The sequence below is a fragment of the Streptomyces sp. NPDC051320 genome (genome assembly GCF_040682175.1).
Taxonomy (GTDB): Bacteria; Actinomycetota; Actinomycetes; order Streptomycetales; family Streptomycetaceae; genus Streptomyces.
Genome location: NZ_JBFBAL010000010.1, coordinates 1 through 14189 on the forward strand (window position 1 = coordinate 1; position 14189 = coordinate 14189).

The 14189-nt window shown below is 70.8% G+C and carries 15 protein-coding genes, 1 pseudogene and 1 riboswitch; of the genes and pseudogenes, 7 read left to right on the top strand and 9 right to left on the bottom strand.

Features of this window, described 5'->3' with window-relative positions; all coding sequences use genetic code 11:
* The 3 genes and pseudogenes from AB0M87_RS22010 to AB0M87_RS22020 form a co-directional block, all read right to left on the bottom strand.
* A pseudogene (locus AB0M87_RS22010) lies at positions 1-95 on the bottom strand (hypothetical protein); the annotation flags it as partial.
* Positions 96-121: 26 nt separating this feature from the next.
* Positions 122-1999: an anthranilate synthase family protein gene (locus tag AB0M87_RS22015; protein ID WP_365855437.1), complete on the bottom strand. Its 1878-nt coding sequence runs from the start codon at positions 1997-1999 to the stop codon at positions 122-124.
* 115 nt (positions 2000-2114) lie between these two features.
* On the bottom strand, positions 2115-2171 hold the full coding sequence (locus AB0M87_RS22020) for a trp operon leader peptide (protein ID WP_353961846.1): 57 nt from the start codon (positions 2169-2171) through the stop codon (positions 2115-2117).
* A 96-nt stretch (positions 2172-2267) separates the two neighbouring features.
* Here AB0M87_RS22020 and AB0M87_RS22025 point away from each other — a divergent pair, with 96 nt between their 5' ends.
* A complete protein-coding gene (locus tag AB0M87_RS22025) occupies positions 2268-3599 on the top strand; it encodes a class II 3-deoxy-7-phosphoheptulonate synthase (RefSeq protein ID WP_365855439.1) in 1332 nt (443 codons plus the stop codon).
* 189 nt (positions 3600-3788) lie between these two features.
* A complete protein-coding gene (locus AB0M87_RS22030) occupies positions 3789-4010 on the top strand; it encodes a (2Fe-2S)-binding protein (RefSeq protein WP_365855440.1) in 222 nt (73 codons plus the stop codon).
* Between the two features lie 34 nt (positions 4011-4044).
* Here AB0M87_RS22030 and bfr read toward each other — a convergent pair whose 3' ends face one another.
* Complete coding sequence (bfr, locus tag AB0M87_RS22035) at positions 4045-4524, bottom strand: bacterioferritin (protein WP_365855441.1); 480 nt, start codon at positions 4522-4524, stop codon at positions 4045-4047.
* A gap of 154 nt (positions 4525-4678) precedes the next feature.
* Between bfr and AB0M87_RS22040 the strand changes: the two genes are divergently transcribed.
* The gene (locus tag AB0M87_RS22040) at positions 4679-5311 is read left to right on the top strand and encodes a sulfite oxidase-like oxidoreductase (protein WP_365855443.1); all 633 of its coding nucleotides are present in this window, start codon (positions 4679-4681) and stop codon (positions 5309-5311) included.
* 25 nt (positions 5312-5336) lie between these two features.
* Here AB0M87_RS22040 and AB0M87_RS22045 read toward each other — a convergent pair whose 3' ends face one another.
* From AB0M87_RS22045 to thiO, 5 genes are all read right to left on the bottom strand, one after another.
* Complete coding sequence (locus AB0M87_RS22045) at positions 5337-6188, bottom strand: deoxyribonuclease IV (protein ID WP_365855445.1); 852 nt, start codon at positions 6186-6188, stop codon at positions 5337-5339.
* 5 nt (positions 6189-6193) lie between these two features.
* Positions 6194-8116 (bottom strand): Stk1 family PASTA domain-containing Ser/Thr kinase, encoded by a 1923-nt coding sequence (pknB, locus tag AB0M87_RS22050; RefSeq protein ID WP_365855447.1) that lies wholly within the window; start codon positions 8114-8116, stop codon positions 6194-6196.
* A gap of 100 nt (positions 8117-8216) precedes the next feature.
* Positions 8217-9011 (bottom strand): thiazole synthase, encoded by a 795-nt coding sequence (locus tag AB0M87_RS22055; protein ID WP_365855449.1) that lies wholly within the window; start codon positions 9009-9011, stop codon positions 8217-8219.
* 7 nt (positions 9012-9018) lie between these two features.
* Positions 9019-9240, bottom strand: coding sequence for a sulfur carrier protein ThiS (gene thiS / locus AB0M87_RS22060; protein WP_365855451.1), 222 nt, complete (start codon positions 9238-9240; stop codon positions 9019-9021).
* Positions 9237-10427, bottom strand: coding sequence for a glycine oxidase ThiO (thiO, locus tag AB0M87_RS22065; protein WP_365855453.1), 1191 nt, complete (start codon positions 10425-10427; stop codon positions 9237-9239). The genes thiS and thiO overlap by 4 nt, the downstream gene beginning before the upstream one ends.
* A riboswitch (TPP riboswitch) is annotated at positions 10425-10538 on the bottom strand. It overlaps the preceding gene by 3 nt.
* Before the next feature lie 195 nt (positions 10539-10733).
* Between thiO and AB0M87_RS22070 the strand changes: the two genes are divergently transcribed.
* The 4 genes from AB0M87_RS22070 (at position 10734) to metF (ending at position 14159) form a co-directional block, all read left to right on the top strand.
* Complete coding sequence (locus AB0M87_RS22070) at positions 10734-11948, top strand: FAD-dependent oxidoreductase (RefSeq protein ID WP_365855924.1); 1215 nt, start codon at positions 10734-10736, stop codon at positions 11946-11948.
* A gap of 52 nt (positions 11949-12000) precedes the next feature.
* Complete coding sequence (locus tag AB0M87_RS22075) at positions 12001-12366, top strand: Rv2175c family DNA-binding protein (protein WP_365855455.1); 366 nt, start codon at positions 12001-12003, stop codon at positions 12364-12366.
* 122 nt (positions 12367-12488) lie between these two features.
* Entirely contained in the window at positions 12489-13175 is a 687-nt protein-coding gene (gene thiE / locus AB0M87_RS22080) for a thiamine phosphate synthase (protein ID WP_365855457.1), read from the top strand.
* A 66-nt stretch (positions 13176-13241) separates the two neighbouring features.
* Positions 13242-14159 carry a methylenetetrahydrofolate reductase [NAD(P)H] gene (gene metF, locus AB0M87_RS22085; RefSeq protein WP_365855459.1) on the top strand — a complete coding sequence of 306 codons (918 nt, stop codon included), beginning with the start codon at positions 13242-13244 and terminating at the stop codon, positions 14157-14159.
* Positions 14160-14189 lie beyond the last annotated feature (30 nt).

The window sequence follows — 14189 nt, forward strand, 5'->3', positions numbered from 1 at the left end:
GCGGCGTCCTCCATCAGGTTGAAGATGGCGACCGCGCCCATGCCGCGCAGCCAGGCCTCGATGTAACGCAGGCCGACCTGAACGGCGTTGACCATGGCTACGCCCCGGACCCCGCCGCTGCCTACACCCGCACCCCGGCGAGCACCCCCGCCAGCACCCCCGGACCGTCCAGCGTCAGCACCGACTCGGGGTGGAACTGCACCCCGGCGAACCCCGGCCCCCGCACCGCGTGCACCTCGCCGCTCACCGCGTCGCGGCTCACCTCCATGCGGTGCATCGCCAGCTCGGCCGCCACGCGGTCGTCGCACCGGGCGGTGTACGAGTTGTAGAAGCCGACGGTCTCCGTCCTGCCGAAGAAGTCGATCCGCTCCTGGGCGCCCTGGTAGGGGACCTCCTTCCGGACGATGTCCAGGCCCAGTTCGGCGGCGAGCAGCTCGTGGCCCAGGCAGACTCCGAGCAGCCCGTGCCGGTGCTCGCGGAGCAGCTCGGCGGTGAGGCCGCGCAGAAAGCTCATCTTGGGGTCCGCCGCGTCCCGGGGGTCGCCGGGCCCGGGTCCGAGCACCACCGGGCCCCGGTGGGCGCGGACCACGGACCGCAGACCGGGCTCGTCGTAACGCCGTACCGTCACGTCCAGGCCGGAGGCCCGCAGCAGATGGGCGAGCATCGAGGTGAAGGTGTCCTCGGCGTCCACCACCAGCGCGCTTCCCGACAGCACGGCACCGTGCGCGGCCGGCGCACCGTCCCGCATCCGTAGCCAGAAGGGCGCCAGATCGCCGCGCCGGGACTCAAGCGCGGCCTGCACCCGCGGGTCGTCACTGAGCCGGGGGGCCGCGGCGGCCGCCCGGGGAGGGCCGGGCCGCACGCCGAGTGCCGCGAGCACCCCGGCCGCCTTGGCATGGGTCTCGGCGACCTCGCTCGCCGGGTCCGAGTGGCGTACCAGCGTCGCCCCGACCGGCACCCGCAGCCCGCCGTCGGCCGCGATGTCGGCGGTACGGATCAGAATCGGCGAATCCAGCGTCCGGGCGCCGCCGGCGTCCCGCCCGATCAACGCCAGCGCCCCCGCGTAGTAACCGCGCCCGCCCACCTCGTGCCGCTCGATCACCCGGCAGGCGTTCTGCACCGGCGACCCGGTGACGGTCGCCGCGAACATCGTCTCCTTCAGCACCTCGCGCACATCCAGCGAACTGCGTCCCCGCAACTCGTACTCGGTGTGGGCGAGATGGGCCATCTCCTTGAGCCGCGGCCCGACGACGACCCCGCCCATGTCGCCGACGGTGCACATCATCTTGAGCTCCTCGTCGACCACCATGGAGAGTTCCTCGGTCTCCTTGCGGTCACCGAGGAAGTCCAGCAGCGCCTCGGCGGTCGGTCCCTCGGACGGATAGCGGAAGGTGCCGCTGATGGGGTTCATCACCACCGTTCCGCCGGACATCCGGACATGCACCTCCGGACTGGCGCCGACCAGGGTGCGCTCCCCGGTGTGCACCACGAAGGTCCAGTACGCGCCCCGCTCACCGGCGAGCAGCCGCCGGAAGAGGGCCAGCGCGTCCGCCCGGCCGAAGCCCGGCACCGAGCCGGTGTAGGTGCGGCGGATGACGAAGTTGGCCCCTTCGCCCCGCCCGATCTCGTCCTCGACGACCCGCCGCACGATGTCCTCGTAGGCGTCGTCGGTGACGTCGAACGCGCCGTCCTCGACCCGTACGGAGTGGTCCGGCAGGGTGGCGAGCGCTTCGGAGAGCGGCAGCTCGTACGTTTCGTCGGCGACCAGCACGGCCAGCGGAGTGCCGTCGTCGCGCACATCGAAGCCGCGCTCCCTGATCTGCCGGAAGGGCACCAGAGCGAGAACGGGCCGGTCGCCGTCGGCCGGGATGTCCGCGAGCCGCTCCACCTCCCGCACCTCACCGATCAGCAGTTCGACGGTGTCGTGGTCGTGTCCGGGGGTGCGCCGGCGCAGCAGTGCGAAGGGGCGGTGGTCGTTCAGCAGTCCGCTGACAAGCATCGATGGTGTTCCTTCCGGGTTCCCCGGGAGGCCCGGGGCGGGTGGAGAGGAACGGCCGGTGAAAACACGGAAGGCCGCCCCTCGGGCGGCCTTCGCTTCGTCTGTGCGCGCGATGTCAGTGGGCCGCCGGATGAGCGGTCCACCACCAGTTTCGAGTCGTCGTCGCGAACATGTGCAGCACTCTAGCCGATCGACCGTGCTCCGGGGAGGCGTCTCAATGGATGGGCGGAGGGCCGTACGTACCGGGCAAGGCCGTAATGTTGTGCGGGTGACCGTGAACGTGAACACCTGGCGAGACCTTCCCGCGGCGCAGCAGCCCCAGTACCCGGATGCCGAGGCCCTGCGCGATGCCATCGGGGACCTCCGCACCTATCCGCCGCTCGTCTTCGCGGGCGAGTGCGACCAGCTGCGCGACCGGCTGGGCGCCGTGGCCAGGGGCGAGGCGTTCCTCCTGCAGGGTGGCGACTGCGCCGAGGCCTTCGACGCGGTGTCCGCCGAGCACATCAGGGCGAAGCTGAAGACTCTTCTCCAGATGAGCGCCGTGCTCACCTATGCCGCCTCGGTACCGGTCGTCAAGGTCGGCCGGATCGCCGGTCAGTACTCCAAGCCGCGCTCGAAGGACACCGAGACCCGCGACGGCGTGACCCTGCCCACCTACCGCGGCGACTCGGTCAACGGTTTCGACTTCGACGAGAAGTCCCGGGTCCCCGACCCGGAGCGGCTGAAGCGGATGTACCACGCCTCCGCGTCGACGCTGAACCTGGTCCGTGCCTTCACCACCGGTGGCTACGCCGACCTGCGCCAGGTGCACGCCTGGAACCAGGACTTCGTGAAGTCGTCGCCCTCCGGGCAGCGTTACGAACAGCTCGCCCGCGAGATCGACAGCGCCCTCAACTTCATGAAGGCCTGCGGTACCGATCCCGCGGAGTTCCGCGCGGTCGAGTTCTACGCCTCGCACGAGGCGCTGCTCCTCGACTACGAGTCCGCGCTGACCCGTACCGACTCACGCACCGGCAAGCTCTACGACACCTCCGGCCACATGGTCTGGGTCGGCGAGCGCACCCGGCAGCTCGACCACGCGCACATCGAGTTCGCCGCGCAGGTCCGCAACCCGGTCGGTGTGAAGCTCGGCCCGACGACCACCCCGGAGGAGGCGCTCAGCTACATCGAGCGGCTCGACCCGGACCGCGAGCCCGGACGGCTGACGTTCATCGTCCGGATGGGCGCCGACAAGGTCCGCGACAGGCTGCCGAACCTCGTGGAGAAGGTCACCGCGTCCGGCGCCCAGGTCGTCTGGGTGACCGACCCGATGCACGGCAACACCTTCGAGGCCGCCTCCGGCCACAAGACGCGCCGCTTCGACGATGTGCTCGACGAGGTCAAGGGTTTCTTCGAGGTCCACAAGAGCCTCGGTACGCACCCCGGTGGCATCCACGTCGAGCTGACCGGTGACGACGTCACCGAATGCGTCGGCGGCGGCGACGAGATCTTCGTCGACGATCTGCACCAGCGCTACGAGACGGCCTGCGACCCGCGGCTCAACCGCAGCCAGTCGCTCGACCTGGCGTTCCTGGTGGCGGAGATGTACCGCGACCAGTAGGGCCGGACCGCGGCGAGCGGAGCACGGGCCGTGGGGCGCGGATCACATCGATCCGGACTCCGCGGCCCTTTTGCGCCGCTCGACCGGGCAGGTAAGGTTAGGTTAGCCTCACCGAGACATCGGGACGGCGACCGTCAGCCGATCCCGCCCGGGAGGTGAAACCGCGTGTTTGTCTGCTCATGCTTCGGAGTGACCGAGCAGCAGGTCAGGGAACACGCGGACGCGGGCGCCTGCACGCCCCGCCAGATCGCGTCGGCCTGCAAGGCGGGCACGGACTGCGGCGGTTGCGTACGCAGCATCCAGGCGCTCCTCGGCCGGGGCAACTGCCCCCGCCGCGAGCTGCTCGACCAGGGGATGCCCGCCCTGGCGTCGGAGGTCACCGCGGCGCCGCCGCTCCCCGAAGCGGCGTGAGCGGCGTCATCCGCCGCCCGCCGGCTGCCGCCGGTCAGCTGTCCGGCTGCTCGATCAGCTGGGCGATGTAGAGCGGCTCGCCGAGCTTCTCCACCAGCTCCAGCTGGGTGTCGAGGTAGTCGATGTGGTGCTCCTCGTCGGCCAGGATCGACTCGAAGATGTTCGCGGACGTGATGTCGCCCTTGTTCCGCATGACCTCGATGCCCCGCTTGAGGCGATCGACGGCCTCCGCCTCGACCTGCCGGTCCGCCTGGAACATCTCGGTGACGGTCTGACCCACCCGGACGTGGAAGAGCCGCTGGTAGTTCGGCAGGCCCTCCAGGAACAGGATCCGGTCGGTGAGGATCTCCGCGTGCTTCATCTCGTCGAACGACTCGGCCCGGGTGTACTTCGCCAGCTTGGTCCAGCCGAAGTTCTCCTGCATCTTCGCGTGCAGGAAGTACTGGTTGATCGCCGTGAGCTCGGCGGTCAACTGCTCGTTGAGAAACTCGATGACCTCGGGGTCGCCCTGCATCGCAGAGGCTCCTTCCAGGCGTGGGTCCGGGCTGGTTCCGGGCATCCTCGCACCGCCTCGGAAGAGCGTCCAGTAAGTACAGGCTTAGTATGAGTTGCCCGAATCGGCGCCTGCCTGGTCATGACCACCCTGCGCGGTCTGTCACCATGGAGTCATGGGTCAGCCGGAAAGCCGGGAACAGCAGGGAGCGGCACAGTCGGAGCTTCCACCGGGGCAGCGGCTGCAGCGCGGCTGGCCGGTCACCCACTACGGGCCGGTCCCCAAGTTCAAGCCCGACCGCTGGGAGTTCCGGGTCTTCGGCGCCACCGCGGACGGGGACAAGCACTGCTGGAACCACGAGGAGTTCTCGGCGCTGCCGTTCTCCACGGTGATCGCCGACCTGCACTGTGTCACGAAATTCTCCATGCTCGGGGCCGAATGGGGTGGGGTGCAGGCCCGTACCCTCGTCGAGCTCGCGCCACCCGCACCCCACGTCACCCATGTCATGGTCTGGGCGGAGTACGGCTACAGCGCCAATCTGCGGCTCGCCGACTTCACCGACGAACGCGCGCTCTTCGCCACCCACAAGGCCGGTGAGCTGCTCACCGCCGAGCACGGCTTCCCGCTGCGCCTCGTCGTGCCGCATCTGTACGCCTGGAAGGGCCCCAAGTGGGTTCGCGGCATCGAGTACATGACCGCGGACCGGCGCGGCTTCTGGGAGGAGCGGGGCTACCACAACCTCGGCGACCCCTGGCAGGAGCAGCGCTACTCGTACCAGGAGGAGCCCGGCGACGGCCCGGAGCTCTGACCTGCTTCCGTGCCCGCCTGCGGAATCAGGGGCGGAGCGCCTTCAGACGCTTGACGTCCGCGTTGTGCCCTTCCTTGCCGCCCGGCGTCTCGATCACCAGCGGTACGCCCTCGGTCGCCGGGTGCGTGAGCAGCTCCCGGAAGGGCTCCTCCCCGATACGACCGGAACCGATGTTCTCGTGGCGGTCCCGGTGCGCGCCCGCCGCTTCCTTGGAGTCGTTGGCATGGATCAGCTTCAACCGGCCTTCGCCGACCGTGCCCACCAGCAGGTCCAGCGTCCGGTTCATCCCGCCGGGTCCGGCCAGATCGTGGCCCGCCGCGAAGATGTGACAGGTGTCGAGGCAGACGCCCAGCCGGGGGTGCGCGTCGAGCGCCTCGAAGTACGGGCCGAAGTCCCAGGTGCGCGAGCACAGGGAGGCGCCCTGGCCCGCGGTCGACTCCAGGAGCAGAAACGGGTCGTCGTCATGGGTGAGCCCGTCGAGCAGCGGCAGCATCCGCTCACGGACCTGCGCCAGCGCCTCCGCGCGCGGACGGCCTCCGGTCGCCGAACCGGTGTGCACCACCACGCCCAGCGCGCCTATGTCCCGGCCGCGGCGCAGCGAATGCCGCAGCGAGGCCACCGACTGCTGGACGGTCGCCTCGGTGTGCGAGCCGAAGTTGATCAGATACGGCGCGTGCACGTAGGCCACGATCGACTCGGCCGCGCATTCCTCGCGGAACCGCTCGTCCTGCGCCGCGTTGCCGGCCGGCAGCGCCCAGCCGCGCGGATTGGCCACGAAGACCTGCACGGCTTCCGCGCCGAGCTCGCGGGCATAGGGCAGCCCGGTCCTGGCGAGGCCGCCGGCGACCGGGATGTGGCCGCCGATGGGATTGCGCACGCCCTTCAGAGCCCCTTGGTCGTGAGGGTGATGGTGCCGCCCTCGGGAGCCTGGTCGCCGCCTTCCACGGACTGGCTCTCGACCGTGTCGCTGAAGGACAGGAACGGACGTTTGACATGGACCTTGAAGCCCTTGTCGGTCAGCGTCTTCTTCGCATCGTCCACGTTGTCGCCCGTCACATCGGGCACGTCGATCATCCGGGGCCCCTTCGAGACCGTCAGCGTGACCGTGTCGCCCTCCGCTGCCCGCGCACCGTCCGCCGGCGACTGCTTGGCGACATCGCCCGGGTCCTGCCCGGAGTTGATCTGCTCCGTCGCGACCCTGACCTTCAGGTGCAGCTGCTGCAGGTCAGCGGTGGCCTCGTCCACGGACTCCCCGGTCACGTCCGGCACGTCCACCGGGGCGCCCTTGGAGACGACCAGGGCGACCGCGGAACCCGCATGACGCTCCGTGCCGGTGGCCGGGTCCGTCCGGATGACCCCGCCGCGGTCGATGTCTTCGCTGAACTCCCTGGTCACCATGCCGGCGTCCAGCCCCGCCTTCGCCAGATCACGCTTCGCTTCGGCCGGCGGCTCGCCCGCGACGTCCGGAACCTTCACCATCTCGGGGCCGCGGGACACCACCAGCGTCACCGCGTCGTGGTCGCGGATCCGGGCGCCCGACGCGGGATCGCTGTCCATGACCGTGCCGCGCTCGTAGGTGTCGCTGTATGCGTGCTTGGTGTTGTTCGCCTCGAGGCCGGCGGACGTGAGCCGTGACGTCGCCGTCTTCTCCGTCTGCCCGAGCAGCGAAGGCACCCGGGTGAACTGCCCGGAGTTGATGTACCAGACCCCGGCCCCCACCCCGAGAACCAGCAGCACGGCGACGACCGAGGCGATCAGCCCGCGGCCCGCCCGCCGCTTGCGCCGTACGGGCGTCCGCTGCGGCTCCGGCGGCGCGGGCATCTCCAGCCTGCTCGTACGGTTGACGCCCGCGGCGGGCAGGACACGCGGGATCACGTTCGTACGGTCCTCGGAGCCGTTCGCGGGCCGCTCCCCGGCCTCGCCGTCCCGTGCCTGCGGCGGCACCGCGTCGAGCTGCCGGTCGCTGAGTGCTGCCCGGCTCTCCCGGGCCTGGCGGAGCAGCGCGACCGCGTCGTGCGGCCGCGCGTCGGGGGTGCGGGCGGTGGCGCTCGCCACCAACTCGTCCAGCGCGCCGGCCAGCCCGGGCACCACCGCGGACGGCGCGGGCACACCGTCATTGAGGTGCTGGTAGAGGACCTGCGCCGGGGTCTCGCCGGAGTGCGGCTTGGCGCCCGTCAGCATCTCGTACAGCACCACGCCGCAGGCGTAGACGTCGGAACGGGTGTCGCTCGTGCCGTGCTCGATCTGCTCCGGGGCGAGATAGGAGACGGTGCCCAGAATCGTCCCGGTGCTGCTGGTCTCGGTGCCGACGGCCCGCACCAGGCCGAAATCGGCGACCTTGACCCGGCCGTCGTCCCCGATCAGCACGTTCTCCGGCTTCATGTCGCGGTGCACGAACCCGGCCCGGTGCGCGGCGCCGAGCGCGGCCAGCACCGGCTCCAGGATGTCCAGAGCCGCCCGGGGCCGGAGCGCGCCGCGCTCGCGCAGCACGTCGCGGAGGGTGCACCCGGCGACATACTCCATCGCGAGATACACATACGCGCCGTCCGCGCCCTGATCGAACATGCCGACCACATTGGGATGGTCGAGCCGCGCGACGGACTTGGCCTCCCGGATGAAACGCTCCACGAAGGTGGCGTCCACGGCCAGTGCGGGGTGCATCACCTTGAGCGCGAGCACCCGGTCCAGCCGGGTGTCCACGGCCCGGTAGACCGTGGCCATGCCACCGACGGCGATACGTGCCTCCACGCGGTAGCGGCCGTCCAGCAGCTGCCCGACGAGGGGGTCCTTGAGGGTCGTGTCCACGAAGCGAGTGTACGAGCTGGGGGTGACAGGGTTCGGATGGCCGGGAGGCTGGAGCGGGACTGAAGCCGAGCTGTGACAGCGCGGCTCCCGGAGCCCGGCCTCAGAACGCCGGCCGCTCCGGATCCAGCGCGGCCCGCCCCTCACCCGGCGAGGAAGCACGGGCGAAGTGCCGCCGAGGAATCCGCCCGGCCCGATACGCCAGCCTTCCCGCCTCCACCCCCCGGCGCATCGCCTCGGCCATCAGTTCGGGCTCCTGCGCCCGGGTCACCGCGGAGGCCAGCATCACCGCGGCGCAGCCCAGCTCCATCGCCAGGGCCGCATCCGAGGCCGTGCCGGCGCCCGCGTCGAGGATGACCGGTACGCGTGCCTGTTCCACGATCAGCTGGAAGTTGTGCGGGTTGCGGATGCCGAGGCCGGAGCCGATGGGGGAGCCGAGCGGCATGACCGCCGCGCAGCCGACGTCCTCCAGCCGACGGGCGAGCACCGGGTCGTCGTTGGTGTACGGGAGGACCGTGAAGCCGTCGTCCACCAGCGTCTCGGCGGCGTCGAGCAGTTCGACCGGGTCCGGCAGCAGGGTGTGCTCGTCCGCGATCACCTCCAGCTTGATCCAGTCGGTGGACAGCGCCTCGCGGGCGAGCCGCGCGGTCAGCACCGCCTCACCCGCCGTGAAACAGCCCGCCGTGTTCGGCAGCACCCGGACGGAGAGCTTTTCCAGCACGGAGAGGACCGAGCCCTGGACGGTGGGGTCGAGGCGGCGCATCGCGACCGTGGTCAGTTCGGTGCCCGATGCGATCAGCGAGCGCTCCAGTACCTCGAGACTCGGCGCACCACCGGTGCCCATGATCAGGCGGGACGAGAACGTGCAGTCGGCGATGGACAGGAGATCGTCTGCCATATCGGGGTCAGCCTCCTTGGACTGCGGTGAGGATTTCGACGCGGTCGCCGTCACCGAGCGGGGTGCTGGGCCACTGGCCACGCGGCACCACGGCCTCGTTGAGCGCGGCGGCCACTCCGGCCGGTGCCCGGGTCACGGTGGCGACCAGCAGATCGAGGGTGGTGCCCGGTGCGACGCGTTGCGCGGCACCGTTCACGGAGACCGATACGCAACCGTTCGGGGCGGTCATACGGGCTGCTCCTGCCGTGCGGGTGAGAAACGCCGTGGCGTGAAGGGGGCGGCCGCGGCGGGGAGTTCGCCGGTGGTGAGGAACTCGGCCATCACATCGCCGGTCACCGGGGTCAGCAACACGCCGTTGCGGTAGTGGCCGGTGGCCAGGTGGAGTCCGGGCAGCGCCGTCGGGCCGAGCAACGGGGCGTTGTCGGGGGACGCCGGGCGCAGACCTGCCCGGGTCTCGGTGAGTGGTAGTTCGGTGATGCCGGGGACCAGTTCATGCGCGTCGCGCAGCAGTTCGTACACGCCGCCCGCGGTGACCGTGGTGTCCCAGCCGAGCTCCTCGCTGGTGGCGCCGACGACGAGTTCGCCGTTCTCCCGCGGTACGAGATAGACGTGGCTGCCGCGCACCACCGCGCGGACCGTACGGCTGAGGAAGGGCGCGAAAGCCTTCGGCACCGTGAGCCGCAACACCTGGCCCTTCACCGGGCGGACGGGCGGCAGCACGTCGTCCGGTACCCCGGCGAGCTTCCCGCTGAGGCTGCCCGCCGCCAGCACCACCTGGCCGGCGCCGAGCGCGCCGCCGGCCGCCAGCACGACCCCGGTGGCCCGGCCCCCGCTCAGGGTCAGTTCGGAAACGCGGTCGCGCCGGAAATCCACCCCGGTCCGCTCGCACGCCGTGACCAGGGCTGCCGCGAGCCGCCGCGGGTCGATCTGGTGGTCGCCGTCCACCCTCAGACCGCCGCGCACACCGGGCGCCAGCATCGGCTCCAGACGCCGGCATTCGCGGCCGGTGAGCCACTCGGAGGCCAGCCCCGAGCGCTGCTGCAGGGCGTGCAGTTCACGCAGGTGCGCACGATCGTCGGCGTCGAGCGCGACGGCGAGCGTGCCGCAGGTGCGATAACCGAGGTCCTGGCCGGAAGCCTCCGCCAACTCGGCGGTGAACGCCGGATAACGGCGGGCGGACTCCAGATTGAGGCCGAGCAGGACCTGCTCGCCGTAGTGCAGTTCGGTGACGGCGGCCAGCATGCCGGCGGCGACCTGCGCCGCTCCGCCGCCCGGTGCCGGATCGACGACAGTGGTGCGCAGCCCGCGCTGCGCCGAGCGCCAGGCGGTGACGAGACCGATGATCCCGCCGCCGACGATCAGTACGTCCGGCAGTACGTCCGGAACCGTGTCTGCATGAGCTCTGTCCGCGTGCATGGGCGTCCAGCCCCTCCCTTCGCCGGCATGACCCGGATCAGGTTCGTACGGTCGGAGGCCGTCGCAGCCTCCCTCTCAGCCCGGTGCGCCCGGACTCCCGCGAGTGGTTTAGCTTGGCCAGCCTAACCCCAGGTTTCCGTCGGCAGTAAGACCGGCCGCCCCCCGGTGCCGGCCGGACCGAGGGGGCCGACGCTGGGCCGCGGTCCTGACGGTGTTCGGCTGACTGAAGCAACGGCTGACTGAAGCAACGGGTGAGTGAGGTAACGGGTGAGTGAGCAGAGGCACGTCGTCATCGTCGGCGCGGGCATGGCCGGAGTGCAGACCGCGGTCGCGCTGCGGGACCAGGGCTTCACCGGCGCTGTCACGCTGGTCGGCGACGAACCGCACCAGCCGTACGACAGGCCGCCGCTGTCCAAGGCCGTGCTGCTCGGCAAGGCCGACGGATCCGCCTTCGACGTGGACTTCGACGCACTCGGTGTGACCCTGCTGCTGGGGCGCGAGGTGACCGGGCTGCGGGCATCGGACCACCGACTCGACACCACGCAGGGCCCGGTGCCCTACGACGTCCTGGTCGTCGCCACCGGCGCCCGCCCGGTCACCCTGCCCGGCAGCGAGAACGTCCCCGACGTCCATCTGCTGCGCACCCTCGACGATGCGACCCGGCTGCGGGCGGTCCTGGCCGCCCGGCACGACGTGGTGGTCGTCGGGGCGGGCTGGATCGGCGCGGAGTTCGCGACGGCCGCCCGCGAAGCCGGCTGCGCGGTGACCGTCGTCGAGGCGGCCGGGCAGCCCCTGGCCGGAGCGCTGCCCGCCGGAATCGCGGCGCCCATGGCCGACTGGTACGCGGACAGTGGCGCCGAACTGCTCACGCACGCCCGGGTGTCCCGTATCGAGCCCGGCGCCGTGGTGCTGGAGTCCGGGCGCAGGCTGACCGCCGGGGCCGTGCTCGTCGGTATCGGCGCGCGGCCGGCCACCGGCTGGCTGACCGGCTCCGGAATCGAACTCGGCGCCGACGGCTCGGTCACCGCCGATGCGTGGCTGCGCAGCACGCTGCCGGGGGTGTACGCGGTCGGTGACTGCGCCTCCTTCCCGTCCCGCCGATACGGTGAGCGACTGCTGATCCACCACTGGGACAACGCTCTTCAGGGCCCCCGTACGGTGGCCGCCGACATCGTCGGCGAGGCGCCGCCGGCCTACGACCCGGTGCCGTACTTCTGGTCGGAGCAGTTCGGCCGCTTCGTCCAGTACGCGGGCCACCACCCGGCCGCCGACACCCTGATCCGGCGTGGCGACCCGTCCCCGGACTCACTCCCCGGCGCGAGCGAGGGTGCTTCCGCGGCTCCCGCCTGGTCGGTCTGCTGGCTGCGTGAGGGGCGGCTGGTCGCGCTGCTCGCCGTGGGACGGCCCAGGGACCTGGCTCAGGGACGCAGGCTGATCGAGTCGGGGGCGCCGCTGGATCCGGTGCGGGTGGCCGATCCGGGCATTGCGCTGAAGGCGTCGGTACGGCCGGCCGGGGGCTGAACGCCGTAGTCCGGGGTGCTGATTGTCGGTGCGGGATGGCAGGCTGGGTGCCGTGACCGAGATTGACGCAAACATCGATGCTCTCGTCCCCGCCTGGCTGCACCTGCCCGACATCGCCGAAATGCTCGGTGTCGAGGTGACGCGTGTCCGTCAGCTGGTCAAGGAGGGCCAGCTGATCGCCGTGCGCCGGGGTGAGAACCGCGTGCTCCAGGTGCCTGCCGCCTTCATCGACGGCAACAAGGTGGTCAAGGGCCTGTCCGGCACGCTGACCCTGCTGCGGGACGACGGCTACAGCGACGAAGAGATGCTCGAGTGGCTCTTCACTCCGGACGAGACCCTGCCGGGCACCCCCGCGCAGGCACTGAGTGAGAATCGCGGGACGGAGGTGAAGCGCCGGGCTCAGGCGCTCGCCCTCTGAGCACAGTCCGAACGCCTCGCGGTGCACGACGCCGGCGCTCCGGCGCCGTGCACCGCATGCACCGATCAGCACGCACCACCGCACCACCGCACGCTCGCACCAACGACCGGGGGGAACATCCGATGTCCACCGCACCAGCACCGCTGTCCGATGCCCGGCTGTACCTGTGCACGGACGCCCGTAAGCGGCAGGGCGATCTCCCGGAGTTCCTCGACGCCGTCCTGGCATACGGCGTGGACATCGTCCAGTTGCGTGACAAGGGCATGGAAGCCGCCGAGGAACTGGAACACCTCGAGGTCTTCGCCGACGCCTGCCGCAGGCACGGCGCCCTGCTCGCGGTGAACGACCGCGCCGATGTCGCGCACGCCATCGCCTCCGACGTACTCCACCTCGGCCAGGGCGACCTCCCGGTCCCGGCGGCCCGCCGGTTGCTGGGCCAGGACGTGCTGATCGGCCGCTCCACGCACGCCCGGTCCGAGGTGGACGCCGCAGCCGCCGAGGTGGGCGTGGACTACTTCTGTACCGGTCCTTGCTGGCCGACCCCGACCAAGCCGGGCCGGCACGCCCCCGGGCTCGACCTGGTGCGGTACGCGGCAGCGCTCACCACCGAGCGCCCCTGGTTCGCGATCGGCGGGATCGACGCGGGCAACCTCGACGAGGTGCTGGACGCGGGCGCACGCCGGGTGGTGGTCGTCCGGGCGATAACCCAGGCCGACGACCCGGCGGCAGCCTCCGCCGATCTCGCGAAGCGGATCCGCGAGCGGAGTGACGCGGGACCGTCCGAGAGTGTCCGAGGGGTGGACAAGTAACCGGCAATTCGGCCAAATAACCCCGGCTTGGTTGGGGGAGTGGCAAGCCCTGACTAACCTGCCCGTATGGCCCTCGGCACTTCGTCCACCAGAACCGATCACGCACGGACCGTGCGCGACATGCTCGCGACCGGCAAGACGTCGTACTCGTTCGAGTTCTGGGCGCCCAAAACCGAGAAGGGCGAGCGCAACCTCTGGAACGCGCTGCGCCGGGTCGAGGCGGTGGCGCCCAGTTTCGTCTCGGTGACCTACGGCGCCGGCGGCTCGTCGCGGGCCGGCACGGTGCGGGCCACCGAGCAGATCACCTCGAACACCACCCTCACCCCGGTCGCACATCTCACCGCGGTCGATCATTCCGTCGCCGAACTGCGCAACATCATCGGCCAGTACGCCGACGCCGGGATCCGTAACATCCTCGCCGTCCGAGGAGATCCGCCCGGCGACCCGATGGGTGAGTGGATCAAGCATCCGGAAGGCGTGACCTATGCCGCCGACCTGGTCCGGCTGATCAGGGAGTCCGGTGACTTCTGCGTGGGCGTCGCCGCCTTCCCGGAGATGCACCCTCGCTCGGACGACTGGGACAGCGACATCCGGCACTTCGTCGACAAGTGCCGGGCCGGTGCCGATTTCGCCATCACCCAGATGTTCTTCGACCCGGCGAACTACCTGCGGATGCGTGACCGGGTGGCCGCAGCCGGCTGCGACACCCCGATCATCCCCGAAGTCATGCCCGTCACCAGTGTCAAAATGCTCGAGAGGCTTCCGCAGCTGAGCACCGCGCAGTTCCCGCCGGAGCTGAAAGAACGGATCCTCGCGGTCAAGGACGACCCGGTCGCTGTACGCTCCATTGGCATCGAGTTCGCTACGGAGTTCTGTGCGAGTCTGCTCTCCGAGGGTGTCCCGGGGATGCACTTCATCACGCTGAACAACTCCACGGCGACCCTCGAGATCTTCGAGAACCTTGGGCTGCACAAGCAGTCCTGACCGGCCACACCCGCTCCCACCCCCAGGGCG